This is a genomic window from Candidatus Merdisoma sp. JLR.KK006, assembly GCF_036941035.1.
Classification (GTDB): domain Bacteria; phylum Bacillota; class Clostridia; order Lachnospirales; family Lachnospiraceae; genus Laedolimicola.
The window spans coordinates 98,593-125,590 of record NZ_JAYMNS010000004.1; the positions used below are offsets into that span (position 1 = coordinate 98,593).

At 46.3% G+C, this 26,998-nt stretch carries 23 protein-coding genes and 2 tRNA genes; 21 read left to right on the forward strand and 4 right to left on the reverse strand.

Annotation, left to right across the window (positions count from 1 at the left end; translation table 11 throughout):
• Positions 1–77: 77 nt before the first annotated feature.
• From VSQ61_RS04905 to VSQ61_RS04915, 3 genes are all read right to left on the reverse strand, one after another.
• A tRNA-Val gene (locus VSQ61_RS04905) sits at positions 78–151 on the reverse strand.
• A gap of 96 nt (positions 152–247) precedes the next feature.
• Positions 248–320 (reverse strand) — tRNA-Ala (locus VSQ61_RS04910).
• A 233-nt stretch (positions 321–553) separates the two neighbouring features.
• Complete coding sequence (locus VSQ61_RS04915; RefSeq protein WP_334343443.1) at positions 554–1,936, reverse strand: alanine/glycine:cation symporter family protein; 1,383 nt, start codon at positions 1,934–1,936, stop codon at positions 554–556.
• Between the two features lie 271 nt (positions 1,937–2,207).
• Between VSQ61_RS04915 and VSQ61_RS04920 the strand changes: the two genes are divergently transcribed.
• From VSQ61_RS04920 to VSQ61_RS04990, 15 genes are all read left to right on the forward strand, one after another.
• Positions 2,208–2,516 (forward strand): hypothetical protein, encoded by a 309-nt coding sequence (locus tag VSQ61_RS04920; protein WP_334343331.1) that lies wholly within the window; start codon positions 2,208–2,210, stop codon positions 2,514–2,516.
• A gap of 146 nt (positions 2,517–2,662) precedes the next feature.
• Positions 2,663–4,678: a V-type ATP synthase subunit I gene (locus VSQ61_RS04925; protein ID WP_334343332.1), complete on the forward strand. Its 2,016-nt coding sequence runs from the start codon at positions 2,663–2,665 to the stop codon at positions 4,676–4,678.
• Between the two features lie 2 nt (positions 4,679–4,680).
• Positions 4,681–5,160 (forward strand): V-type ATP synthase subunit K, encoded by a 480-nt coding sequence (locus VSQ61_RS04930; RefSeq protein ID WP_172542584.1) that lies wholly within the window; start codon positions 4,681–4,683, stop codon positions 5,158–5,160.
• A 38-nt stretch (positions 5,161–5,198) separates the two neighbouring features.
• The gene (locus tag VSQ61_RS04935) at positions 5,199–5,792 is read left to right on the forward strand and encodes a V-type ATP synthase subunit E (protein WP_334343333.1); all 594 of its coding nucleotides are present in this window, start codon (positions 5,199–5,201) and stop codon (positions 5,790–5,792) included.
• Positions 5,793–5,813: 21 nt separating this feature from the next.
• Positions 5,814–6,785 (forward strand): V0D/AC39 family V-type ATPase subunit, encoded by a 972-nt coding sequence (locus VSQ61_RS04940; RefSeq protein WP_334343334.1) that lies wholly within the window; start codon positions 5,814–5,816, stop codon positions 6,783–6,785.
• Positions 6,778–7,098, forward strand: coding sequence for a V-type ATP synthase subunit F (locus VSQ61_RS04945; RefSeq protein WP_334343335.1), 321 nt, complete (start codon positions 6,778–6,780; stop codon positions 7,096–7,098). Before VSQ61_RS04940 ends, VSQ61_RS04945 begins: the two co-directional genes overlap by 8 nt.
• Before the next feature lie 24 nt (positions 7,099–7,122).
• Complete coding sequence (locus VSQ61_RS04950) at positions 7,123–8,889, forward strand: V-type ATP synthase subunit A (protein ID WP_334343336.1); 1,767 nt, start codon at positions 7,123–7,125, stop codon at positions 8,887–8,889.
• Entirely contained in the window at positions 8,890–10,263 is a 1,374-nt protein-coding gene (locus tag VSQ61_RS04955) for a V-type ATP synthase subunit B (protein ID WP_334343337.1), read from the forward strand.
• Between the two features lie 156 nt (positions 10,264–10,419).
• Entirely contained in the window at positions 10,420–11,097 is a 678-nt protein-coding gene (locus VSQ61_RS04960; RefSeq protein WP_334343338.1) for a V-type ATP synthase subunit D, read from the forward strand.
• A gap of 390 nt (positions 11,098–11,487) precedes the next feature.
• The gene (locus tag VSQ61_RS04965) at positions 11,488–13,644 is read left to right on the forward strand and encodes a PTS sugar transporter subunit IIABC (RefSeq protein WP_334343339.1); all 2,157 of its coding nucleotides are present in this window, start codon (positions 11,488–11,490) and stop codon (positions 13,642–13,644) included.
• Positions 13,645–13,776: 132 nt separating this feature from the next.
• Complete coding sequence (locus VSQ61_RS04970; RefSeq protein WP_334343340.1) at positions 13,777–14,610, forward strand: PRD domain-containing protein; 834 nt, start codon at positions 13,777–13,779, stop codon at positions 14,608–14,610.
• A gap of 70 nt (positions 14,611–14,680) precedes the next feature.
• The gene (locus tag VSQ61_RS04975) at positions 14,681–15,106 is read left to right on the forward strand and encodes a hypothetical protein (RefSeq protein ID WP_334343341.1); all 426 of its coding nucleotides are present in this window, start codon (positions 14,681–14,683) and stop codon (positions 15,104–15,106) included.
• A gap of 140 nt (positions 15,107–15,246) precedes the next feature.
• Complete coding sequence (locus VSQ61_RS04980) at positions 15,247–16,521, forward strand: class I SAM-dependent methyltransferase (protein ID WP_334343342.1); 1,275 nt, start codon at positions 15,247–15,249, stop codon at positions 16,519–16,521.
• On the forward strand, positions 16,518–19,055 hold the full coding sequence (locus tag VSQ61_RS04985) for a hypothetical protein (RefSeq protein ID WP_334343343.1): 2,538 nt from the start codon (positions 16,518–16,520) through the stop codon (positions 19,053–19,055). Before VSQ61_RS04980 ends, VSQ61_RS04985 begins: the two co-directional genes overlap by 4 nt.
• A 50-nt stretch (positions 19,056–19,105) precedes the next feature.
• On the forward strand, positions 19,106–20,221 hold the full coding sequence (locus VSQ61_RS04990) for an aminopeptidase (RefSeq protein ID WP_334343344.1): 1,116 nt from the start codon (positions 19,106–19,108) through the stop codon (positions 20,219–20,221).
• Between the two features lie 43 nt (positions 20,222–20,264).
• Here the strand turns inward: VSQ61_RS04990 and VSQ61_RS04995 are convergent, their stop codons facing one another.
• Positions 20,265–20,534, reverse strand: coding sequence for a hypothetical protein (locus tag VSQ61_RS04995; protein WP_334343345.1), 270 nt, complete (start codon positions 20,532–20,534; stop codon positions 20,265–20,267).
• Positions 20,535–20,688: 154 nt separating this feature from the next.
• Here VSQ61_RS04995 and VSQ61_RS05000 point away from each other — a divergent pair, with 154 nt between their 5' ends.
• The 6 genes from VSQ61_RS05000 to VSQ61_RS05025 all read left to right on the forward strand — a co-directional run bounded on the left by VSQ61_RS05000 (position 20,689) and on the right by VSQ61_RS05025 (position 26,932).
• Positions 20,689–21,594, forward strand: coding sequence for a hypothetical protein (locus tag VSQ61_RS05000; protein WP_334343346.1), 906 nt, complete (start codon positions 20,689–20,691; stop codon positions 21,592–21,594).
• Complete coding sequence (lepB, locus tag VSQ61_RS05005) at positions 21,579–22,058, forward strand: signal peptidase I (RefSeq protein ID WP_334343347.1); 480 nt, start codon at positions 21,579–21,581, stop codon at positions 22,056–22,058. Before VSQ61_RS05000 ends, lepB begins: the two co-directional genes overlap by 16 nt.
• Positions 22,059–22,426: 368 nt before the next feature.
• Positions 22,427–24,076, forward strand: a complete 1,650-nt coding sequence (locus tag VSQ61_RS05010; protein WP_334343348.1) for a putative manganese-dependent inorganic diphosphatase — start codon at positions 22,427–22,429, stop codon at positions 24,074–24,076.
• A gap of 95 nt (positions 24,077–24,171) precedes the next feature.
• On the forward strand, positions 24,172–24,747 hold the full coding sequence (locus VSQ61_RS05015; RefSeq protein ID WP_334343349.1) for a flavin reductase family protein: 576 nt from the start codon (positions 24,172–24,174) through the stop codon (positions 24,745–24,747).
• Positions 24,748–25,257, forward strand: coding sequence for a shikimate kinase (locus VSQ61_RS05020; RefSeq protein WP_334343350.1), 510 nt, complete (start codon positions 24,748–24,750; stop codon positions 25,255–25,257).
• 46 nt (positions 25,258–25,303) lie between these two features.
• On the forward strand, positions 25,304–26,932 hold the full coding sequence (locus VSQ61_RS05025; protein ID WP_334343351.1) for a peptidoglycan DD-metalloendopeptidase family protein: 1,629 nt from the start codon (positions 25,304–25,306) through the stop codon (positions 26,930–26,932).
• The last annotated feature ends 66 nt before the right edge of the window (positions 26,933–26,998 follow it).

The window sequence follows — 26,998 nt, forward strand, 5'->3', positions numbered from 1 at the left end:
CGTATCCACAGTTCACGAAAATGTGAAAACAAAAAATCCGCAGTACTACGACGCCTGCGGATTTTTCAATATGATTATGGAAGCAATGGGGCTCGAACCCATGACCTCTCGCGTGTGAGGCGAACGCTCATCCCAGCTGAGCTATGCTTCCGATATGACCAAAAAATCCGCCTTTGCGTCAGACTTCTTCTTTGGTGCAGGCACTAAAAAGTCCTCCTACGAATGTGAGACCCCTTAGTACGGCGACTGGACCCGAAGGGATTCGAACCCTCGACCTCTGCGTTGCGAACGCAGCGCTCTCCCAACTGAGCCACGAGCCCATTGTGCACATGACGGCTCAGACATAATCCAAGCATTGTCATCTGCAAATTCTATTTTACTACTTTATGAAAGAAAATCAAGTTCTTTTTACAAGCTGCGACAGTGCGGTTTTATATGTTTGATATAATTTGAAATAAAAAATTCCCCACAGTGATTTGGTAAAATTCAAGAGAACTTTTAACAAATACATTGTGGGGAATAACAAATAATCTTTCAAGTATAAATTTCTTAGCTATTTCTTATCCGCATCCTTCACCAATTTCACCATAGTTCCGCCCAGCAGGAACAAAGCAACCAGGTTGGGAATTGACATCAATCCGTTGAAGGTATCCGCAATACTCCAGAGAAGTCCCAGATTCACGGTGGCTCCAAGAATGGCAACGGCGGAATACACAAGCATAAAGGGCTTATTTGCCCTGGAACCCAGCAAAAACTCAATACACCGTGTTCCGTAAAGCCCCCACCCAAGAATCGTGGAAAAAGCAAAACAGCAAAGAGCCACAGCGGTAAAAATGGACACCCAGTTTCCATAAGTTGCGGTAAAGCCGCTGATAGTCAGTTCGGCACCGGCTGCCGCCCCATAGCCTACAGGAACGCCGCTGCAGAGAATAACCAAGGCCGTAGTCGTACAGATAATAATCGTATCTGTAAACACTTCAAAAATGCCGAAATATCCCTGCTTAACCGGATCTTTCGTATCCGCCGCCGCATGAGCGATAGAGCCGGTACCAAGGCCTGCTTCGTTGGAAAAAATACCCCGGGAAACACCGTTTTTCAAGCTGAGAAACATAGTCCCAACAGCGCCGCCTGTAACAGCGGAGGGTGAAAAGGCACCCTGAAAAATAGAAGCAAATACGCCGGGAACATTTTGAATATGAATCAGAATCACGCCAATAGCCAGAATAATATAAAATACGGCCATAAATGGAACCAGACGCTCCGTAACACGGCCGATTCTCTTTATGCCGCCCAGAAGAATCAAAGCAACCAAAATCATAATCACAATACCGATAATCAGATTAAGGGTGCCCAGAGAAGCTTCGGAAACAATATTATAATTCAAAAGGGCGGTATTAACAGCCGTAGTGATTGTGTTAACCTGTGTGGCATTTCCCGTGCCAAATACGGTAAGAACCCCCAGAATAGAAAATATCACGGCCAGCCATCTCCACCGGGGCCCAAGCCCGTTTTTTATGTAATACATAGGTCCGCCGACCCAGTCTCCGTGTTCGTTCTTTTCACGAAAATGAACTGCCAGAGTTACTTCGGAAAACTTCGTACACATTCCAAGGAGGGCGGAAACCCACATCCAGAATACGGCTCCCGGGCCTCCGATAGCGATAGCACCGGCCACGCCGGCGATATTACCCGTGCCTACGGTGGCGGCAAGTGCGGTACAGACCGCCTGGAAAGGCGTAACGGATCCCTCGGCGGCATCTGAACGGGCAAAGAGCTTTCCGATAGTTACCCGAAAGGTGTGACCGAACTTGCGGAATTGGATAAAATGGATACGGCAGCTTAAATAAAGTCCTACGCCGATAATGCAGACCATGGCCGGGATTCCCCAGACAATATTATTGACTGCGCTGTTGATGTCTGTAATAGTCTGTAGCATCGTATTCATTCCTCATATCTTTCTTTCAAATTTTTGAATAACAGATTGAATTTCATCATATCATACTTTGTGTTTTGGGTTCAAGACAATATGAGTACTTTAATTGTGACTTTGATTGCAAAAATATTGTTAAATCAAGTAAAAATGAGGGAAATATCAGACAAAATTGTTGTTTTACACATTGACTTGATAAAGAAGAAATGCTAATATTTAAGGGTGTATGTAAGAGTATTCTATTACATGATATTGAAAGAGAACAGGTGGTGATTGAGTGGTTCAAGAAGCAGTTCAAGCTGTGAAGGAAGCGGAAGCCCAGGCAGAGGCGATTCTTAAGGAAGCCCAGGAACAGAGCGAAAAACTAATCGCCCAGGCGAAAGAAGAGGCCAAAGAGGTTCAGGAGAAGGCTGCGGCACAGGCTAAGGAAAAGGGGGCTATGCGTATGCAGGAGGCTAAGGAGACCGGCAGCAAGCTCATGGAAGAGGCGGCCGCCAAAGCACAGAAAGAAGCCGACGCATTGAAAGCCCTTGCGGCACAGGAGGAAGAAAAAGCGGTACAGGCCGTAACCTCCGGGCTGATCTAAAGAGAGCTGCGTAGGCCCAAAAGAGGAGTGCCCCAAAAGATGAGGTAACCCCGTACGCCCAAAAACTGGGCGAATTAATGAAACACCCTGCGGGTATCCCTGTATATCCAAGGGGCGTGGATAAGTCAATGAAAGGAGGGATGTATATGGCAGTATTGGAGATGCAGCGGATTGGCATCTGTGCAATGAAAAAGGACAGAAAAAAGCTTCTGGAGCTTCTTCAGCAAAAGGGCGTTGTAGAGATTGATGCCAATGTGGAAGAAGATGAAGTTTTTAAGAAGATGGATACGTCCAGCTCCAGGAATATTTTTGAAAAGAATGCACAGGTAGCGGAGCGCGCTTTAGAGATACTGCAGGAATATGTTCCGGAAAAGAAAGGCATGCTGGCCTCACTGGAAGGTAAGGCACTGGTAGACTCAGAGAAGTACAACAGTGTCATTAGAGGGCAGGATGCAATCATGTCAAAGGCACGCCAGTTGGTGTCCCTTTCCAGACAGATAGCAGAGAACAATGCAAACATTCAGAAACGGGAGAACCAGATAGAAGCGCTGGAACCCTGGAAGAATCTGGATGTTCCCATGAATTTTATGGGAACGAAAAAAACAGTGGGTTTTGTGGGAACCGTTTCTGAGCTAATGAACACCGAGCAGCTTTATGCAGCAGTAACCCAAGCCGTTCCCGATGTGGAGGCTTTTTTTGCGGAGGTGATTTCCACAGACAGAGATCAAACCTACCTCTGCGTACTTTGCGGAAAGAAAGACGCTGCTGCCATGGAAGAGGGGCTGCGAAGCATAGGCTTTGCGAGGCCGTCTCAAATTGGAAGCCTTTTGCCGGCGGACCGTCAGGAACAGCTTCGGAAAAAGAGAGAGGCTCTGGTTAAAAAGAATGAAGAGATCATTTCTCAGATCGGCTCTTTTGGAGAATCCAGAAGAGATTTGGAGCTGGCAGCTGATTACTACCGGGTGAGACTGGATAAATATGAGGTGTTGGGAGGGCTGATTCAGTCCAAGAACACATTTTTGCTGACAGGTTATGTGCCGAAGGTGGAAGCAGAGGCTATAAGACAGGAGCTGGAGAAGAGCTTTACCTTAAGTGTCGAGGTTTCGGACGTGGAGGAAGAGGACGTACCGCCGATTCTTCTTAAGAACGGCAAGCTTGCGGCTTCCTTTGAGGGAGTTGTGGAGTCCTTTGGACTTCCGGGTAAGGGCGAGATTGATCCCACCGCTATTATGGCGTGGTGCTACATCTTCCTGTTCGGACTGATGCTTTCCGACGCAGCCTATGGATTCATTGTCTTTTTAGCTTGCGCTATTATACTTAAAAAGTTTCCCCGTATGGGAGAGGGAATGCAGAAATCTCTTCGGCTGTTTATGTACTGCGGCGTGTCCACGTTAGTATGGGGCGTGCTTTTTGGCGGATATTTCGGAGATGTGGTGGACGTAGTGTCAAGAACTTTCTTCGGAAACCAGGTGACCATCAAGGCCCTTTGGTTTGTTCCGTTGAATGATCCGATGAAAATGCTGGTTTATTCCATGCTGTTCGGACTCATTCACATGTTCCTGGGACTTGGCCTGAAAGCCTATATGCTGATCAGGGATAAGAAGTATCTGGATTGCTTCTGTGATGTAGGACTCTGGCTTATCTTTTTGATGGGATTGATTTTGATGTTCCTGCCAAGCAGTATGTTTGCATCCATTTCTCAGATGTACTTTACTTTCCCGGCTGCGGTGAATACTTTGGCCAAGGTGATGGCGATTGGAGGAGCGGCAGGCATCTGTCTCATGTCCGGACGCGCTAATAAGAACTTTGCATTGCGGATTGCCTTAGGAGCATACGATCTCTACAATGTAACGGGATGGCTCAGTGACGTACTGTCCTATTCAAGACTTCTGGCTCTTGGATTGGCTACGGGCGTTATTGCTTCCGTTATTAACTCCATGGGAAGTATGATGGGAAGCGGAGTTGTGGGCGCTATTGTATTTATCCTGGTATTTGTGGTAGGCCATGTTTTGAATTTGGCTATCAACCTTCTGGGAGCCTATGTGCACACCAACCGTCTGCAGTATGTAGAGTTTTTCGGAAAGTTTTACGAGGGTGGAGGAAGACCCTTCAACCCATTTAATATGAAAACAAAATATGTTGATATTAAGGAGGAAAAATAATTATGTTAGGTCAATTAGGAGGCGTTTACGCATTATTAGGAGCAGCAGTTGCAGCACTTTTGGCAGGTATTGGTTCCGCAGTGGGCGTAGCTATCGCAGGTCAGGCTGCAGCAGGCGTTGTTACTGAGGATCCGGCTAAGTTCTCTAAGGTTTTGATTCTGCAGCTTCTGCCCGGTACACAGGGTATCTACGGTTTGCTGGTAGCTTTCGTTACTCTGTCCAAGACAGGTCTTCTGGGCGGCAGCATGGCAGCTATTGACGTTCCTACAGGTCTTATGATTTTGGCGGCCTGCCTGCCTATCGGTATCGTAGGTATGATTTCCGCTATCAATCAGGGCAAGACCTCTGTGGCATCTATCGGCATCGTAGCAAAGAAGCCGGAGCAGTTCGGTAAGGCTATGCTGTTCCCTGCCATGGTTGAGACCTATGCGATCCTTGCACTTCTGGTTTCCATCCTGGCTGTAAACTCTATCCCGGTTTAAGTAATAAGATAAAAATCCGAGAGAAGGAGAGCTGATTGATGACTGGATTAGAGAAAATGGTAAGCCAGATTGTGGATGAGGCAAAAGCGGAAGCCGAAAGCCGTGTAAACGGGGCAAAGGAAGAAGCTGACAAGATCGTCTCAGAAGCAAAGGCGGAAGCGGAAAAGCTGATTGAGCAAAGCTTAGAGCAGTCAGAGACAGATGCCGCCAATTACCTGGAGCGTGTAAAATCCTCCGCAGACCTGCAGCGCAGAACCGCTATTTTGCAGGCAAAGCAGGAAGTGATTGCCTCCATTCTGGAAAAGGCATATGCATCTCTGAATACAATGGACGAGAAAGCATATTTTGATATGATTCGGAAGATGCTTGAGAAGTTTACATTGTCTGAAAGCGGAGAGATCTATTTTTCCGCAGCAGACTTAAATCGCATTCCTGCTGGGTTTGAGAAAGAGATTTCCGATATTGCCGCTAAGAAGGGCGGCAGCCTGACCCTTAAGAAGGAAAGCAAAGAAATAGAAAACGGATTTATCCTGGTATACGGCGGTATTGAGGAGAACTGTACATTCCGTGCGTTGTTCAACACCCAGAGAGATACGCTGCAGGATAAGATCCATCAGGAGTTGTTCGCATAACACGCATAAGGAGGTTAGAAAATGTCTGATTTGGAATATACCTATGCGGTTGCGCGAATTCGTTCCAAGGAGTTAACCCTTTTCTCCGCAGCTGCCATTGAGCAGCTGCTGGCCCGTAAAACCTATGAGAACTGCCTGCAGTTTTTGCAGGAGAAGGGCTGGGGAGACTCGGATACTCCAATGGATGCGGAGAAGATTCTGACCAGAGAGCGGGAGAAAACGTGGGAGGATATCCGGGAGCTTGTAAGCGACATGTCGGCGTTTGGCATTCTGGATTATCCCAATGTATTTCATAACCTGAAAGCGGCTATTAAGGAAGTGTGCACGGAAGGACACAGCTCCAGTATCTTTTATAAGGATACGGAGCCTTCGGCGGAAACGATCCTGGAAGCAGTAAGAAGCAGGGATTTTGCAAGTCTTCCGGAGTATATGGCTGATGCCGCTGCAGAGGCCTTTGAGACCTTGCTCCATACAAGGGATGGTCAGCTTTGTGATGTGATTGTAGATCGGGCGACCCTTGATGCCATCTATCAGGCAGGCAAGGCGGCAAAGGATGAAGTGATCCGTAATTATGCGGAATCTACCGTAGCCGTAGCCAATATCAAGATTGCAGTTCGCTCACAGAAAACCGCAAAATCATTAGAATTTATGAGGAGAGCACTGGCTCCCTGTGACACCCTGGATGTAGAAGCGCTGGCTCATGCGGCTCTTGGGGGCCCGGAAGCCATTCGGGACTACCTGGCAGGCACGGACTATGCGGAGGGTGCGGAGGCTTTGGCAGTATCGCCCTCGGCCTTTGAGCGCTGGTGCGACAACCGGATTATCTATACCATCCGCCCTCAGAAATACAATTCATTTTCCGTAGGACCCATTGTGGCTTATGCACTGGCCCGGGAAAATGAGATCAAAACGGTAAGAATTATCCTGTCCGGAAAGTTGAACGGCTTGTCGGATGATTCCATCCGGGAAAGGGTAAGGGAGATGTATGTATAGGATTGCAGTGCTGGGAGATTACGACAGCATTTATGGCTTTGCTACGCTGGGTCTTGATACATTTCCGGTGACAGACCCTGCTGAGGCCGCAAAAAAGCTGCACCAATTGGCCGGCGGCGAGTACGCCGTGATCTACATTACGGAGAGTCTGGCAGCCCAGATAGAACACGAGATTGAAAAGCTTCGGGAGCAGGTAGTTCCCGCAGTGATTCTGATTCCCGGTGTGTCCGGCAATACGGGCAAGGGAATCGAGAGCGTTCGCAAATCCGTAGAACAGGCAGTTGGATCGGATATTTTATTCAGTAATAATTAAATAGAAAGTGGGTGATTCGTCCAAATGAGTATAGGAACAATAAAGAAAGTAGCAGGACCGCTGGTCATCGCAAGCGGAATGCGGGATGCGAACATGTTCGACGTGGTTCGTGTCAGCAACCAGCGTTTGATTGGCGAGATCATAGAGATGCATGGGGACGAGGCGTCTGTTCAGGTATACGAGGAAACATCCGGACTTGGACCTGGCGAACCTGTAGAGTCCATGAATGTACCCATGTCCGTAGAATTAGGACCGGGACTTATCAGCAGCATCTATGATGGAATTCAGCGTCCGCTGGATGACATTATGAAGCTGTCAGGAAATAACTTAAAGCGTGGTGTGGAGGTTCCCTCCTTAAAGCGTGATCTGAAGTGGAACTTTGTACCTGTTGCCAAGGTAGGCGATGAGGTGGAGCCGGGTGATGTGCTGGGAACCGTACAGGAGACAGCATCCGTAGTACAGAAGATCATGGTTCCTTATGGAACTTCCGGTAAAGTGAAAGAGATCAAAGCCGGAGAATTTACGGTAGAAGAGGTAGTAGCGGTTGTTACTACGGAAGATGGCGACAAGGAGCTGACCATGTTGCAGCGCTGGCCCGTTCGTAAGGGCCGTCCTTACCAGGAGAAGCTGCCGCCGGAGATGCCTCTGATTACCGGCCAGCGTGTAGTAGACGGACTCTTCCCCATTGCCAAGGGCGGTGTGGCAGCCGTCCCCGGACCTTTCGGTTCCGGCAAGACGGTTATCCAGCATCAGCTTGCAAAGTGGGCCGAGGCTGATATCGTAGTTTACATCGGCTGCGGCGAGCGCGGAAATGAGATGACGGACGTACTGAACGAGTTCCCGGAACTGAAAGACCCGAAGACAGGCCGTTCGCTGATGGAGCGTACCGTGCTGATTGCCAATACCTCCGACATGCCCGTTGCGGCTCGTGAGGCATCTATCTATACAGGTATTACCATTGCGGAGTACTTCCGTGATATGGGTTATTCCGTAGCATTGATGGCAGACTCCACCTCCCGTTGGGCCGAGGCTCTCCGTGAGATGTCCGGACGTCTGGAGGAGATGCCTGGTGAGGAGGGATATCCGGCTTACTTAGGATCCCGTCTGGCACAGTTCTATGAGCGTGCAGGACGTGTGGTTTCCCTTGGAAAGGATTCCCGTGTGGGCGCTCTGTCCGTAATCGGTGCCGTTTCACCGCCAGGTGGTGATATTTCCGAGCCCGTATCTCAGGCAACCTTGCGTATCGTAAAGGTATACTGGGGATTGGATTCCGCTCTGGCTTACAAGCGTCATTTCCCGGCTATCAACTGGCTGACCAGCTATTCCCTGTATGTGGATGATATGGCAGACTGGTTCAACAAGAATGTGGCCGATGACTGGATGGAGCTGCGTCAGAACCTTATGTCACTTCTTCAGGAAGAGGCAGAGTTAAATGAGATCGTTCAGATGGTAGGTATGGATGCGCTTTCCGCACCGGATCGTCTGAAGATGGAAGCGGCCCGCTCTATCCGTGAGGACTTCCTCCATCAGAACTCTTTCCATGAGGTAGATACTTATACTTCTCTGGAGAAGCAGTACCTGATGATGAAGCTGGTGCTGAAATTCTACGAAGACGGTGTGGAAGCATTGGATAAGGGCGCTGATGTGAACGGACTCATTAAGATGGAGGTTCGTGAGCGAATTGGCCGTTTTAAATACACACTGAATGATGACATTCAGAAAGAATATGATGCAATCACCAATGAGCTTGCAACGGAGATTGCGAATTTGCTCGGGAAGGAGGACTTCTAAATGCCAAAGGAGTATAGAACAATACAAGAAGTTGCCGGCCCGCTGATGCTGGTTCAGGGTGTTGAAAATGTAACCTATGATGAGATCGGTGAGATTGAGCTGGCAAACGGCGAGACACGCCGGTGTAAGGTTCTGGAGATTGACGGAACCAACGCACTGGTTCAGTTGTATGAGAGTGCAACCGGTATCAACCTGTCCAACAGTAAGGTGCGTTTCCTGGGAAGAACCCTGGAGTTAGGCGTATCCGCAGATATGCTGGGCCGTGTATTTGACGGTATGGGACGTCCCATTGATAAGGGACCGGAGATTTTACCGGATGAGCGCCGTGATATCAACGGCCTGGCTATGAATCCGGCAGCCCGTGACTACCCCAACGAGTTTATCCAGACAGGTATTTCTGCTATTGACGGACTGAATACCCTGGTACGTGGACAGAAGCTTCCTATCTTCTCCGCTTCCGGTCTGCCCCATGCACAGCTTGGAGCCCAGATCGCAAGACAGGCAAAGGTTCGGGGCAAGGATGAGTCCTTCGCCGTAGTATTTGCCGCCATGGGTATTACTTTTGAGGAGTCCAACTTCTTTATTAACAGCTTTAAGGAGACGGGCGCTATTGACCGTACCGTTCTCTTCATTAACCTGGCAAATGACCCGGCCGTAGAGCGTATCGCAACACCACGTATGGCGCTGACTGCGGCAGAGTACCTTGCATTTGAGCAGGGCATGCACGTACTGGTTATTTTGACGGATATTACCAACTATGCGGACGCTCTTCGTGAGGTATCCGCAGCACGTAAGGAGGTTCCGGGCCGTCGTGGTTATCCGGGCTATCTGTACACTGACCTGGCGACTCTGTATGAGCGTGCCGGACGTCAGAAGGGCAGGGACGGAAGTATCACTATGATTCCGATCTTGACCATGCCTGAGGGAGATAAGACTCACCCGATTCCTGACTTGACCGGATACATCACTGAGGGTCAGGTAATCTTAAGCCGTGAGCTTTACAGTAAGGGTGTTACGCCGCCGATTGATGTACTGCCCTCTCTGTCCCGTCTGAAAGATAAGGGTATCGGTGACGGAAAGACTCGTGCGGATCATGCCAACACCATGAACCAGTTGTTTGCCGCTTACTCCCGTGGTAAAGAGGCTAAGGAACTTATGGTTATCTTAGGTGAGGCAGCTCTTTCCGATATTGACTTGATTTATGCGAAGTTTGCGGATGCATTTGAGAAAGAGTATGTATCCCAGGGATATCTGGCGAACCGTGATATTGAGGAAACTCTGAATATTGGCTGGAAGCTTCTTTCTATCCTGCCAAGGAGTGAGCTGAAACGTATCGATGACAAGTATCTGGATGAATACTATGGTAAGTTTTGAGCCAGGCGCAATAGGCGAAGCGGAAACTGAATTGGGAGATTGCTCACAAGGCAGTTTCTGGTTTGACTGTTGCATGCGGCGAATGCCGTCCAGTGAGAAATCACAAGGTGATTTCGAGCTGGACTGGCGAAATAAGTAGAAAGGGAGGTGATTTGATTGGCATCTACCCAGGTAACTCCAACCCGAATGGAGCTGACCAAGCAGAAGAAAAAGCTGGTCACTGCAACCCGGGGACACAAGCTTCTGAAGGATAAACGAGACGAGCTGATGCGTCAGTTCCTTGATATGGTCCGTGAAAACATGGCTCTTCGTGAGAAAGTGGAGGCCGGCATCAAATCTGCCAACAAGAATTTTGTCATTGCCAAGGCAGGTATGTCGGAAGAGATTCTCCGGGTGGCGCTGATGGCGCCTAAGCAGGAGGTTTATCTGGAAACCTCTACCAAGAACGTTATGAGCGTAGACATTCCGGTGTTTGAATACAAGACCCGGACTGCGGACAGCAATGATATCTACTCCTACGGTTTTGCGTTTACCTCCAGTGATCTGGACGACGCAGTAAAGTCTTTGGCGGATATTCTGCCGGATATGTTGCTGTTGGCGGAGAGGGAGAAAGCGTGTCAGCTTATGGCAAGCGAGATCGAGAAGACCCGCCGTCGTGTAAACGCTCTGGAGCATGTAATCATTCCTCAGGCGCAGAGCAATATTAAATATATTACCATGAAGCTGGATGAAAATGAGAGAGGATCTCAGATTCGCCTGATGAAAGTAAAGGACATGATGCTGGAGGAAGAGCATCATTACAAAGAGAAGCAGCAGCAAAGGGCGCAGGCTTAAATAGTTCAAAACAGGGTAAGGCTGGAAGAGAGAACCGGCGTTACCCTGTTTTCTAATACGAAAAATGATTATCCTCAGGGACTGAATATGGAAGAGCGCTTTCAGAAGATAGAGAGGTATCTGAACATAGGATAAAAAAATTCTTGACAAATCCTTCCTCAGATGTTACTTTAATTCCAGTGATATAGTATGTAACTGTTCGGCAGGCATTAACTATGCATGAATATTTTGGATGTTTATGCACGTTAATGCTTTTTTTGCGTAAAAAATGGGGAAATGTGGGCATAGTAAGTAGCAAGATGTGGATAAAACGTCCAAAAACCAAAAAACGAAAACAGTAATACTTCGGAATGGTGAGAAGTATTACGGAACTAAAATGGAGGGTTCGGTATGAAAGACAAGATTTTTGGTGTATTGCAGCGAGTGGGACGTTCCTTTATGCTTCCAATCGCAATTTTGCCAGTGGCAGGTCTGCTGCTTGGTGTAGGTGGCTCCTTCACCAATGAAACTATGCTTGAGGCCTACGGCCTGATGGGGATCATGGGTCCCGGAACCTTTTTAAATGCCATTTTAAAGGTAATGAGTGCAGCCGGCGATATCGTATTCGCCAATCTTCCCATCATCTTTGCCATGGGTGTTGCTATCGGCATGGCAAAGAAAGAAAAGGAAGTGGCAGCTCTGGCAGCGGCAATTGCATTTTTCATAATGCATGCTTCCATCGGTGCCATGATCGGGAATCACGGCGGAGCGGAGGCCATGCTGGAGGGAGCTACAACCTCAGTTGTGGGCATTACATCACTGCAGATGGGCGTGTTCGGAGGTATCATCGTAGGACTTGGTGTTGCAGCCCTTCACAACCGCTTTTATAAGATTGAACTGCCTCAGGTATTGTCCTTCTTCGGAGGCACCCGGTTTGTACCTATTGTCAGCGGTTTGACCTATACCATTGTGGGCATTTTGATGTTTTACATCTGGCCGGTGATTCAGCAGGGAATCTATGCCGTGGGTGGTGTGGTGCTGGAATCCGGTTATGCCGGAACCTGGGTGTATGGTCTGATGGAGCGGGCGCTGATTCCTTTTGGTCTTCATCATGTATTTTATCTCCCCTTCTGGCAGACGGCTCTCGGCGGAACTATGGAGGTTGCAGGCCGCATGGTAGAGGGCGCTCAGAATATCTTCTTCGCACAGCTTGCAGATCCTACGGTAGAGCACTTTGCCGTATCTGCAACCCGATTTATGGCAGGCAAGTTCCCGCTGATGATCTTTGGACTTCCGGGAGCAGCCCTTGCTATGTATAAAGTGGCAAAGCCGGAGAAGAAGGAAGCCGTTGCAGGTCTTTTGTTATCCGCAGCTCTGACGTCTATGCTGACCGGAATTACGGAGCCCCTGGAATTTACTTTCCTCTTTGTAGCGCCGCTTTTGTATGCCATCCACTGTGTATTTGCCGGTCTTGCTTATATGCTGATGCACGTGTTCGGCGTTGGTGTGGGAATGACTTTCTCCGGCGGTCTCATTGATATGTTTCTGTTCGGCATTCTTCAGGGAAATGCAAAAACAAGCTGGATTTGGATTGTAGTGGTAGGTGCGGCCTACTTTGTCGTTTACTATTTTCTGTTCTCGTTCCTTATCCGGAAAATGGATCTGAAGACGCCGGGACGTGATGACAGTGAAGAAGTAAAGCTGTACCGCAGAAGCGATGTGGATGCAAAGAAAAAGGGGGGACAGGGAGCACAGGACGGCGGCGTTTCCGAGGAGGATGCTCTGTCAGCAGCGATATGCCGAGGGCTTGGCGGAAAGAAAAATATCTCCGATGTGGACTGCTGCGCCACAAGACTTCGCTGTACAGTTCACAAGTCCGAGCTGGTGGACGATGCCATGCTGAAATCCACAGGAGCTTCCGGTGTAGTTCACAAGGGTAATGGCGTGCAGGTGATTTATGGTCCCCGAGTAACTGTGATTAAGTCTAATCTGGAGGATTATCTGGAATACGCACCGGATGAAGAGTATGCTCCGGCTCAGGCGGCAGAAAATGAAAAAGCAGCAGAACAAAAGACAGAGAAAACAGAGGGTAGGGTGGCAGAGAGCGTTACCATTTATAGCCCGGTTACGGGTACGGCGGCCGACATTTCCGAAACCCCAGATGAGGCATTTGCAGGACGGATGATGGGAGACGGCGCTATGGTAATCCCGGAGGAACCAACCGTATGCGCTCCGGAGGATGGAGAGGTCTGCTTTGTGTTTGAGACAAAGCATGCCATTGGCTTCCAGACTGCATCGGGAATTGCCATGCTGCTCCATATGGGAATCGACACGGTAAATTTAAACGGCCAGGGTTTTGAGGTTCTGGTAAAGGATGGAGATCAGGTGAAAAAGGGTGATGTACTGATGAAGCTTGACCTGGAATATTTAAAGAGCCATGCACCGTCCCTTGCTTCTCCGGTACTGTGTACCGAGCTTGGGGAGAATCAGAAGATTCGTCTGCTTGCGGCAGGAGCGGTGAAGGCAGGGGATGCTTTGTATGCCGTAGACACCTATGAGGAACAATAACAAGTAGTTTTGAGCTTCTTAAAATTCTTCAAAGAACGAGGAATAGCTTGCTATGTGGCAAGTTATTCTTTGTTCTCTAAATGAAAGGGAAAGAATGTTGGGAGTATGATAAACAATTGGGGGACAGAAAAGATGTTCAGAGTAAAAAAAGCGCTGAATCATAACACGGTTATTGCGATTAACATGGCAGACAACCGGGAGTATCTTCTTATTGGTAAGGGCCTTGGCTTTGGAAGAAAGGTCAGTGAACGCATGGAGGTTCCCGATGGCTGCACCGTATATTCTCTGCGTGAGCATACGGAGCGTGGAACTGCTATGGATTTGGTAAAAGATATAGACCCAGTTTTTCTGGAAATTGCCGAAGAGGTGCTGAAAGAAAGCGAACGAATCTTTGGGCGCATTGACTGGAGCATCCTCTTTCCCATGGCAGATCACATTGCCTTTGCAGTCCGGCGGATTCAGAATAATGAACAGATTAGTAATCCTCTAACCAGTGACATTCGGGCTTTGTTCCATATGGAGTATAAGACAGCAGAGTGCATTCGGCCAATACTTAAGAAACGCTTGAATGTAGAGATTGATGAGCATGAAGTAGGATATATTGCCTTACATATTCACTCAGCCATTGAGGATGAAAATGTGGCCCTCTCTATGCAGATTGCCCAGACCGTTCGAGAATGTATTCAGATGGTGGAGGATGCCACCGGGCTGACCATAGATGTTATGTCCCTATCCTATAATCGTTTGATGAACCATGTGCGTTATATGGCGGCCCGGGCTGTAAAGGGGGAAAAGCTGAAGCTGAACATGAATGACTATATGTCAACAAAATTCCCCAAAGCCTATGAACTGGCGTCTCAGGTGTGCAGACATCTGGAGAACTATCTGCGCAAGCCTCTTGATGAGGTGGAGATTGGCTATCTAGCTATGCACATCGAACGTGTGGCGGCACAGGAGGAGACATAAATGAGGGTTCAGCCTGCTAAGGTACACAGGAAAAGGTGTTGCGCATATACTATTGAAAAAGGATTTTTTTATGACCCCTTATTATGAGCAATACTTACCGGGACAAAACCCCACCCCCTTTTACGAAGCGCATGGGCGATACCCTTTTTGCCCTTTCTGCCCATGGGAAGATGAAAAAGCGAGAGATCAAAGAAAGTTTAGGGAACTCTATCCGGCTCTTGCAAGACAGATTCAACCGTTGGTAGAGGAAGAATGTGACCGGATGGAGTACGACGGAAGTTTTATGTTTGACGAATATCCGGATCAGCTTCAGATCCGCCGGATCAGCCGTCGCGTTTATGACCGGCTGAATAAGAAGGATTACCAGGACGATCTGATGATGCAGGACACAAACGGGCGGAACTGGATGGAGGATTTCGTCACTATGATGCTTCTCAACGAGATGTATCAGCGCCGCTGCCGCCGCAGAGACCGGCGGTGCAATAGGATGTATTGAAAACAGAAGGCCGGAAATGTGTGAAGCTTACGCACATTTCCGGCCTTTTCTTTGATCTGTTCTAGTAATTTTAGGCAGTTTATGCTATAGTAGACGAGAATGAAATACGGATGCTTAAAAGATAGGAATAAGGTTGATAAATGGAAGAATTAAAGGATTTACTAGAAAAATATTTGAATAAAGATCTGCTTCGAATCATTATAAGCGGAGCAAGAGGAAATATAGATATAACAAAGATCACAATTCGCCCTGTGCTTTTGAAAGAGACACTTTGCTTTCAGGCTGAGCTGTTTCGGGGAACAAAGGCTTTTCATGAGAATCTTGGAAAAACGGAGATCGTTTTGCGGGTTTTGGAATGGATGGACACATCCTTTCGGCAGCTCCAACTGGAGAGCGGTCTTGGCATGGCCAGTGTTTTAGTAAGTAAAAAGGGAAAGGTTACAATAAAAGAGAAGAAAAGTGCAGGCGTAAAAGTACCGGAGTTGGCACATAATAAAAAGAAGAGGTATCTTTTAAAAGAGGGTAGGTCAATAGACTTTTTGGTGGATTTAGGCGTTATGACTGCTGAAGGAAAAGTGGTGCATTCCCGCTATGATAAGTTCCGGCAAATTAACCGTTTTTTGGAATTTATTGAGGATATACAAGATGCATTGCCAAAGGAGCGAGAGATAAGGATCCTGGATTTTGGATGCGGTAAATCGTATTTAACCTTTGCTATGTATTATTATCTAAAGATATGTAAGGACTTAAATATCCGCATTACGGGACTGGATTTAAAGGAGGATGTGATTAAGCGCTGCAGTGCCTTAGCGGAAAAGTATGGATATGAAAAACTGGAATTTTTAAGAGGAGATATTGCAAAATATGAAGGAGAAGAACAGGTGGATATGGTAGTTACTCTCCATGCCTGTGATACGGCTACAGATTTTGCCCTCTATAAGGCGATTAGATGGGATGCGAAAGTGATTCTGTCGGTCCCTTGCTGTCAGCACGAGTTAAACAAACAGATTCAAAATGAACAGCTTGATCCGGTACTGAAATACGGCCTTTTAAAAGAGCGGATTGCGGCTCTTGTGACAGATGGCCTGCGGGCGGAGCTTTTGGAACAGCAGGGCTATGACACGCAGATATTGGAATTTATTGATATGGAGCACACGCCTAAGAATATTTTGATACGGGCGGTAAAGCGGCCTGGGGAACACAAGGTGAGCAGCGAGGCTTATGAGAAGTGTACGGAGGCTTTGCATGTGCAGCCGACGCTGGAGAGACTGCTTGTATCGGAATATGCGCCTGCGGATGCCTGCGAAAGCCGAAAATTATGTCCAAAAAGCATGGACAAATCAAGGAAACCCCTTACAGGGATACCTTTATGTCCAAAAAGCATGGACGAATCAAGGAAAGGAGCAGCCGAATGAAAAAGTTGGTACTTAAAATTTTAACCATTCTGGCAGCATTTTTCCTGGGCATTTTCTGTATGAGCTATATGCTGTCCGTGGGAAACCGGGACCTGACGGATTCCATGGCATCTGCAACGCTTCCGATGGTTTATATGGAGCAAAATGGACAGCAGCTGAATCTGATGCATGGCTATACCCAGCCTATGGATGGAAGCCTTCTGCGAGAAGCGGTACTTCCGCTCCCGGCAGATCGCAAGGTAGAATTAACCGTACAATGTCCAAACACAGAAGTATCGCAGATTTTTTATGAGGTTCGAAGTCTGGATACAAAGCGTTTGGTAGAAGATGCCCAGGTTATGGATTATATCTGGGAAGAGGATCGGATTCGTGCAGAATTTCAGTTAAAAGATCTTTTAGATGATGGAGAAGAATACCTTCTTGTACTCCGCTTAGACTTGGCCCGGGGCGGGGAAGCTTATTACTATACCCGAATTCTCAATCTGCCAGAACACCATCTGAAGGAATGCATGGATTTTATCACCCTAATTCATGAGGCGCTTTTTGATAAGGAAAATACTGTAAGCATCACGTCTTTTTTGGAACCAGATTCATCAGCGGACAATGGAACACTTGCATATGTAAATATTCACTCCCGTTACCGGCAGATGATTTGGGATGAGATGGAAGTACAGCTGTCCGGACCGGTGAGAACTTATCTTATAGATTTGGAAGATTCTATTGCATCTGTTCGTCTGGAATATGAGGTAAGCCATGAAAATGAAGACAGAGAGACAGAGTATTACCAAGTTCAGGAGTCTTATCGAGTCCGCTATACGGAACAGCGGATGTATCTGCTGAATTATGAACGAACAGCAGATCGGATATTTAATCCGGAGTTGAAGATATTTTCGCAAAATTCAATAGAACTTGGCATTTTAAATACAGAAGTAGAGTATCACAAAAACGAAGAGGAAAATATCATTGCCTTTGTCCAAAATGGAGAGTTGTGGTGCTATGATGTGGCACAGAACAAACTATCTTATGTATTTGGATTCCGAGATGGGGAAGACTTAAGATGCAGCTATGAGGAACACGCCATTAAGATCATTGATGTGGATGAATCAGGCGGTATGAATTTTCTTGTATATGGATATATGAATCGCGGGCAGCATGAAGGAAGAACAGGGGTAGCGGTTTATACTTACAGTGCTTTAACCAATTCTGTGGAGGAGAGAATCTTTATTGAAAGCAATAAGCCATTCCAGGTTTTGCGGACAGAGGTGGGAAAGCTGGCTTATGTAAACAAAAAAGAGATCCTCTATCTTTACCTTCATGGGAATATCTGTAAAATTGATCTGAATACCAGAAGCTATGAGGAGATTGTAACAGGAATTGGAGAGGAAAGCTGCCTGATTTCAGATGACGGACATTTAATAGCATGGCAGAGGGAAAATTCACTGAATGAATCAGATGCTGTGGAAATCCTGAATCTGGAGACAAACCGCAAACGTACAGTAGAGGCAGAAGAAGGCTTTCATATCCGAGCCCTTGGTTTTATGGGAACGGACTTTATCTATGGAGAGGCAAGAAAAGAAGATATTACAAAGAGTATTACCGGAAGCATTATATTCCCTATGGGCTATGTAGCCATAGAGGGAGTAAATGGTAATGAAATTTCGGAGTTTGCATATGAGCAGCAGGGAAAATATGTAGTAGATATTTCCATTGAAAACAATCGAATTTCCCTGGACTGCGTGGTCAAGGATGGAAATGGAGGATATACAGAAGCCGCTCCGGAACCCATTACGCATAATGCAGAGAAAGTTGAGGAAAAGATATCATTAGACATAAAAAATTCTGAGACTAAAAAGAAAGAATTTTATTTTAATCTCACAAATAGTCCGGGGGAGACGCAGATGAAACGTCTTATGCCAAAGCAGGTTCTGTTTGAAGGAAACAGGGTTCTTGAGCTTGAAAATGATGAGGCAGACTTACGCTATTTTGTGTATGCGTATAATGGGAAGCTTGTGGGAGCTTTTGGGGCAGCCAATGAAGCAGTACAATTAGCCTATGAACAGATGGGCGTAGTTGTAGACAGTAAACAGAGTTATATCTGGAAACGAGGCGGAAGAAAGACACGGACGGAAATTACCGGTCTTGAGAATCCTCAACAGAGACCGGATGAGTCTGCTATGCAGGCGGCTATAGAGATTCTTTTAAGCAGTGAGAACAATTATTCAGATATTGCACCTTACTTGGAAGAAGGGCGTACTCCTTTTGAGATTTTGACGGAGCACCTGGATGGCAGGGTGCTGGATTTGTCTGGGTGCTCGATCAATATGGTTCTGTATTATGTAAGTCAGGGCTATCCTGTGCTGGCTTTAGAGGGGGTATCCACTGCGGAATTGATCACAGGCTATGATCCGCAAAATGTCATATTAATGGATCCGCTTACGGGAGAATCCTATCGAAAGGGAATGAATGACAGTACCCAGATGTTTGAAGAGCTTGGCAATCTGTTTGTGGTTTGCCTGCCGCCGAAGAGTCAGTAATAATAAAAGGAATGTCCAAGAAGTTTAGATAAATTAAGGAGAATGAAACTATGGATGAGAGAATTAAAACGTTGGCGAAAAACCTGGTGAATTATTCCTGCAAGGTGGGAAAAGGGGATAAGGCATATATTAATTATACCGGCCCCGCTACAGAGGATTTGGCCAGACAGCTTGTGAAGGAGGTGTATGCAGCCGGCGGACTTCCGTTTGTACACTATATCAATCCCAAGCTTCAAAGGGAAGTTTTGTTGAATTGTACTGATGAGCAGTTAAAATTGATGGCAGATCTGGCATCGCAGGAGATGTCTCAGATGGATTGCTATATTGGTGTACGAGGCAGCGATAATGTGTCGGAGCTTTCAGACGTTCCGTCTGAAAAGATGCATTTGTACGATACCTTGTATTCCACACCTGTTCATCATAATATTCGCGTGCCAAAGACTCGCTGGGTAGTTCTGCGCTATCCCAATATGTCCATGGCACAGCTTTCCGGCACCAGCACAGAAGCCTTTGAGGATTTCTATTTCCAGGTGTGTAATCTGGATTATTCCAAGATGGCAAAAGCCATGGAACCGTTGGTAGAGCTGATGAATGATACAGACAAGGTTCGCCTAACCGGAACGGGGACAGATTTGAACTTTTCTATTAAAGGGATACCGGCGATTGCCTGCGCAGGTGAGCTGAACATTCCGGACGGAGAGGTTTATACGGCGCCTGTAAGAGATTCTGTCAATGGAAAAATCACCTATAATACACCATCTTTGTATCAAGGCGTTACCTATGAGAATATCTGCCTGGAATTTAAGGATGGTAAGATTGTAAATGCGATATCTAATCATACAGAACGATTGAACCAAGTATTTGATACGGACGAGGGTGCCCGTTATGTAGGAGAATTCGCCATTGGTGTGAACCCCTACATTCTTGCTCCTATGAAGGATACTTTGTTTGACGAGAAAATCATGGGCTCCATTCATTTTACTCCTGGCAATTGTTACGAAGATGCGCCAAATGGCAATTCCAGCGCAATTCATTGGGATTTGGTAATGATTCAGCGAGAAGAGTTCGGCGGCGGAGAAATTTATTTTGATGATCGATTAATTCGAAAGAATGGACGATTTGTGATTCCGGAATTAGAGTGCCTGAATCCGGAGAATCTGGTTTAGTGAAAATGCTCACTGTTAAGAGACGTGTTAGAACCGATTTTGCTCAGTCATCCTCTTCTAACATTTGGATTTCCAGATAATCAAAATCAATCTGCTCAATAAAGCTGTCGCTGTAGAATCTGGCCTTGGCATGCTTCTGAAATTCCCGAACATTGGAGTCCAGCCATAAAGGCCGTCCAAGGTCAAATTGAGAGCAGACCTCGTCCAAAGCGTGCAAGACCTTGTGAGTACGTGTGTCGCTGCTGCTGTCACAAATGACAGTATCTCGAAGCATGCGGTTATTTTTAAAAGTTTTGGCCCATAAACGAAACATGCAAAACCTCCTGTAAACATGTAAAAGCTGATTTTAAGTATATCTGATTTTCAGCAGAAAGTAAAGATTTAGGACCTGCTTGCAAAAATATATATTACAGGTTATGATCGTAAAATATCTGGGACATCATAGAACAAAGGAGAATATGAAGAAAATGGAAACAGAAAATACTGCAGAAGTAAAAACAGAAGAGTTTCAGCCATTAGAGATGCCGGATATCGTTTCATCAACTATGCCCGTTGACTATCCGGAGATTAGTGAATTCCTTCAAAAAATGAAAATTAAGACAGGATTGTTTGGATATCAGAAAGAAGCAGTACTGGAGAAAATGCAGCAGTTAAACGGCATGTACCAGAATCGTGCTCAGCAGATGCGAGAACAGGTAAGAGGGCAGCTAAAGCAGATGAAAAAGCAACAGCAGGAGGATGTGATTGAAATTCGCAACCATCTGCAAAGATCTCAGAATGAGATAAAGGAAGAGTGCGCAAAGCAGGTGGATGCTCTGAAGGCGCAGCAGGAGGAACTGAAAGCCGAACATGCAAGGGAACTGGAAGCTGTTCAAAAAGAATATCTGCGTCAGATGGAGGAAATGAAGAAAGAGCATGCACAGCTTCTTGAAGAAGCAGAGCAGAAGTCTGTACAGCGCGCAGAGGAAGCGAATCGCGAACGCATCCGGCGTATGGAAGAAATAAAGAGTGAATATGCTCGTCAGCTAGAAGAAGAAAAAAAGAAACATGCCCGTCAGGTGGAAGAGATAAAGAGAGAGTGCGATGAAAAATTGGAGGAAGCACGGTGTGAACATGACCAGAAGGTAGGAGAAGTAAGAAGTGAGTGCAACCGGAAACTGGGAGAAGCACAGAGTGAATGTAATCAGAAATTAGAAAATGCAGCGAGCGAGTATGACCGGAAGCTGAAGGAAAAGGAAAGAGATCGTATTCATCAGTTAGAGACTTTTCGGGATGAATTGGAGCAAATGATAAGCAGGCTTGGCGGTTTGAAAGATAAAATTCATCTGGTAGTAGGGGAACAAACTGGGATAGTTGTATGGGAAAAAGAATAAAACAGGATCCGGCAGTAATACTGGAGGAAAAGTTGGATAGGCTTCAGCGAAGACGGGAGTTTAAGCAGCTTTTTGCGGAAAGTGTAATATTGGTAGGAGCCATTTATGTGCTTCTCCATTACATAATCGGTATTGCCTTTGTCAGTGGGAGTTCTATGGAACCGACATTGCTGGATGGGGAGCTCGTAGTGTTCTATCGTCTGGACAAAGAATACCGAAAGGACGATATCGTGATTATTCAGCGCAAGGATGGCATACAGTATGTGAAGCGGATTGCAGCATGCGGCAATGAACAAGTGGAAATAAGTGAGGAAGGCGTGGAGACATCTTACGAGGTTCCGGCAGGTACATATTTTGTGCTGGGCGATAATCAAGCGGATTCTATAGACTCAAGGATGTTTGGGGCAGTTAAGCAGGAAGAGATTGTGGGGCGTGTTTTTTTTCATTTGGGGATGACACAATAGAGCGGATTCTACATTACTTTTGCCGTCCGGTTCATAGTTTTTACGCAAAATGAGGAGTGCCCCGACGTACTGAGTACGCCGAGGCTATTATGAAAAAATTTATCTATATGTGTAATGAAAGCAACTTTATCTGGAAGGAAGTTCTTCCTTTAACGTAAATTCAGTATATCATTTAAAAATGAACAAAGTGTGAACGGAATGTGAACTTATTGTGAAAATACACAAAATAACTGTAAGGAAAAAAGCAATAATAGGGCAAAATACATAAAATATTCCGAGGACCGTCTTGGGGAAAATGGTTGTAATGCCCACATGGAAATGATAAAATAAGATAAAATCTGTATAGTAGATGTTTGAAAGGAAAAGGTATGGAAAAAGATCTTACAAGACCAGTGTATATTATCGGTCATAAAAATCCGGACACAGACTCCATTTGCTCAGCCTTGGCTTATGCTTATCTGAAAAATCAAATATATGGCGGAGGTTATATTGCGGCTCGGGCCGGACAGCTAAATCAGGAGACGCAGTATGTGCTGAACTTTTTTCAGGCAGAAGCTCCTGTCTATGTGGCAGATGTGATGACTCAGGTAAAAGATATTGAGATTCGAAAGACGGAAGGAGTTCGCGGCAACCTTTCACTAAAGCAGGCATGGAATCTGATGCGCCAGTTAGGCGTGGTGACACTTCCGATTACAAATGAACGGAAGATTGAAGGGCTGATTACGATTGGAGATATTGCCACCGCTTATATGGATGTTTATGACAGCAAGATTCTTTCAACAGCCAATACCCAATATCGGAATATAGTGGAAACTCTGGAGGGATGCCTGCTGATTGGATCTGAGGATGACTATTATAACCGGGGCAAGGTATTGATTGCAGCGGCCAATCCAGATCTGATGGAGGACTATATTGAAGAGGGAGATCTGGTCATTCTGGGAAACAGATACGAGTCTCAGCTCTGCGCTATTGAGATGCGGGCAGGCTGCATCATTGTCTGTGAGGGGGCTAAGGTTTCTATTACCATAAGGAAGCTGGCCGAAGAACATAGCTGTGTGGTTATCAGTACACCTTATGATACATTTACTGCGGCAAGGCTGATTAATCAAAGTATGCCCATCCAATATTTTATGAAATCGGAGAATCTGACTATTTTCAATGTCAGTGAGAAAACAGAGGATATTAAAGAAATCATGGGTCAGAAACGTTATCGGGATTTCCCTATAATTGATAAGAATGAGAACTATGTGGGCATGATTTCCAGACGGAACCTGTTGAACCTGAAACGCAAGCAGCTTATTTTGGTGGATCACAATGAAGGGTCTCAGGCTGTGGACGGCATTGAGTTTGCGGAGATTCTGGAGATTATCGATCATCACAGAATTGGCTCTCTGGAAACCATGTCACCCGTTTTCTTCCGCAATCAGCCTTTAGGCTGTACTGCAACCATTATGTATCAGATGTATCAGGAGCAGAATGTGGAAATACCTAAGAAGATTGCCGGGCTTCTATGCTCTGCCATTATCTCGGACACATTGATGTTCCGCTCTCCCACCTGTACAGCGGTGGATAAGGTTGCAGCGGAGGCTCTTGCAGAGATTGCAGGGATTGAGATTGAAGAACTGGCTGTTGATATGTTCTCTGCCGGAAGCAATTTGGGTTCCAGAACGGCAAAAGAGATCTTCTATCAGGATTTCAAACGGTTCAGTGTAAATGGTGTGGAGTTTGCTGTAGGACAAATCAATTCTATGAATGCCATTGAACTTGGAGAGATTCGGGAGAAGCTGATGCCTTACCTGGAGGTGGCTTATAAAGAAGTAGGATTAAATATGATTTTCTTTATGCTGACCAATATTGTAAGGGAAACCACAGAGCTTCTTTGCTATGGTTCTAATTCGGACAGTCTGGTGAGAGAAGCGTTTCAATTGCCGGAAGATTCAGACAGCTATGAGCTGAAAGGCCTTGTATCCAGAAAAAAGCAGCTGATTCCTGCATTGGTAAGCGTGATTCAGCAATAAACGATTGTATTAAAATAACTTGTGCAGTTTACGGGAGTTTCTAGTCAGTAAAGTGTACAAGTTATTTTGAGATGGAACCAAAGAAAGGAATGGGTATGAAGAAACAACAATGGAAGCCGGGAAATATGCTCTATCCTCTGCCTGCCGTAATGGTAAGCTGCGGACGGGAAGGAGAAAAACCCAATATCATCACACTTGCATGGGTGGGAACTGTCTGCTCGGATCCGGTTATGGTATCTGTATCTATCCGTCCGGAGCGGTATTCATATCATATTATTCGGGAAACAGGAGAATTTGTAATTAATCTTACAACTAAGAAGCTGGCATATGCTGCGGATTACTGTGGAGTAAAATCCGGCCGAGATGTGGATAAGTTTGCAGATCTTCATCTGACGCCGGGGAAAGCGGGAAAATTGAAGGCAGCTCCGCTTATTGTGGAAAGTCCGGTCAACCTTGAATGTAAGGTGACAGAGATAAAGGAGCTGGGAAGTCATCACATGTTTTTGGCAAAAGTGCTTGCAGTGAATGTAGATGAGTCTTACTTGGATGAGAAGGGAAAGTTTCATTTAAATGATACAGGGCTTTTGGCCTACTCTCATGGGGAATATTTTACTCTGGGTGAGAAGTGCGGAAGCTTTGGGTATAGTGTGCGGAAGAAACGGAAAAAATAGATGAAGAATAACATTGTTCTAATTGGGATGCCCGGAGCGGGAAAAAGTACATTGGGTGTCATTTTGGCAAAGGTTCTGGGCAAGGATTTTATTGATGCAGATCTGGCGATACAGAAGAAAGAAGGAAGACTGCTCAGCCAGATTATTGAAGCAGAGGGGCCGGAAGGGTTTTTGAAAATTGAGGAACAGGTAAATAAGGAGCTGAATCCAAGACAGGCAATTATTGCCACGGGGGGCAGTGTTGTATATGGTGCAGAGGCCATGGAGCATCTGAGAAAGATAGGAACCGTGGTGTATCTGAAGCTTTCCTGCCAGGCGGTTGTCAGCCGCCTGAGGGATATACGGGGACGCGGTGTAGTGCTTCGGGAGGGACAGACCATGGAGGGGCTTTATGCAGAACGGTCAGTGCTTTATGAGAAATATGCCCATGTAACCGTGGAAGAGGACGGGCTAACGATAGAAGAAACGTTAGAAAAAACTTTACAAGCGCTGGATTTGTTGGTAGAATAGGAATTGTTACGAAATTATTACAGACAGAATATGAATTGGAAAACAAATGAATAGAAAGAAATTATTATTTGGCAAAAGATCTAAGCTTGTATTTATTCAGGCAGTAGTGACTACCTGCGGCTGTATGCTTGTCGGTGTTCCGCTGCTGGGTTCAGGTTTTGGTAATGGTGACAGTTATTATGAGGTAACCCTGGAGGGAAATCTGGTAGGGTCTGTAAAGGATCCGGAGGTAGTAGAAGATGCGTTTCTGGATGCAAGGGCACGGATTTCCAGAGAGACTGAAGGACTGGTCTTGGCAGACGTGGAGTACAGCATGGAAAAGATTCCGAAGGTATTCGGAAGTACCATGGACACAGAGACATTGACAGAGGCCATTTATCAGGAGCTGTGTGAGGTTGTGGCAACAGCCAAGCATAAAGCGTATTTGATGAAGATTAATGAGTTTACAGTGACCCTCGGCAGTTATCAGGATGTAATGGATGTACTTTATGCCACCAAAAACCGTTATGATGAAGAAAATGAATTTCAGATTAACATTGTTTCCGATGCTGATCGGGAACTGAATGTTTATACTGTGCAGATTTCCAAACAGGAAGAGCCGGAAGAGCTGGAGCTGCTTCCGGTGCAGAGTGACAGTCTTTCGCGTCTTGGAACAACAACTGCCGGTGTCGGAGACTATGATGTAACCCAGGCAGTAGAAGATGTGATTACTATGACGGTTACCGAGGAGCAGGTCCGCAATGGGGACAGTCAGGAAGAGGACATCCGCCAGGCCACCGGAGATGGTTTAAAGGATGTGGAGTTCACTGACCGGGTAGAGATCGTAGAGGCTTATGTATCCAATGATATGATTACGCCCACCCAGGAAGCCATTGATATGGTAACTAAGGATACGGAAAAGAATCAGGTGTATGAAGTTCAGTCCGGAGATACGCTTTCTGTGATAGCCAACAGCAATGGTTTGCTGGTAAAGGATGTATTGGCTCTCAATGAGGGGCTGGATGAGGGAACAACCCTGCATCCTGGTGATGAGATTATCATTACAGTTCCAGAGCCGGAGCTTTCTGTAACTTCCATAGAGGAAGCTACTTATGAAGAAGATTATTATGCGGAGACTCAGTATATAGATAATGATGAATGGTATACTACGGAGACGGCGGAGCGTCAGGCGGCAGAGCCGGGACATCATGAAGTGACGGTTCTCATTACCAAGAAAAACGGTCAGGAAGAAAGCCGGGAGATGATTGCAGAGACTGTGATTACAGAGCCGGTTCCGCAGATTATAGAGCGAGGAACGAAGATACCGCCCACATACATCAAGCCGTTATCAGGCGGACGCTTCAGCTCCGGATTTAAGATGAGATGGGGCAGAATGCATAAGGGTATTGACTGGGCGTGCCCGATTGGAACCTCGATTATGGCTTCCTGCGGAGGAACTGTGGTTCAGGCAGGATGGTTCGGCGGCTATGGCAACTGCATTACTCTCCGCCATCCGGATGGACGCCAGACACGTTATGGCCATTTGAGCAGAATTTTGGTGAAGACGGGTCAAAGCGTAAAGCAGGGGGAAAAGATTGGTTTGAGCGGAAATACAGGCCGAAGCACAGGACCACATGTGCATTTTGAGATTATCATAAACGGAAGTCAGGTGAATCCGCTGAATTATTTGGATTAAAAAGGATGGAAAAAGGGAGCTGTCTTGCTTTGGGGCAGCTCTTTTTTAGTATGACGTTTTCGGCGT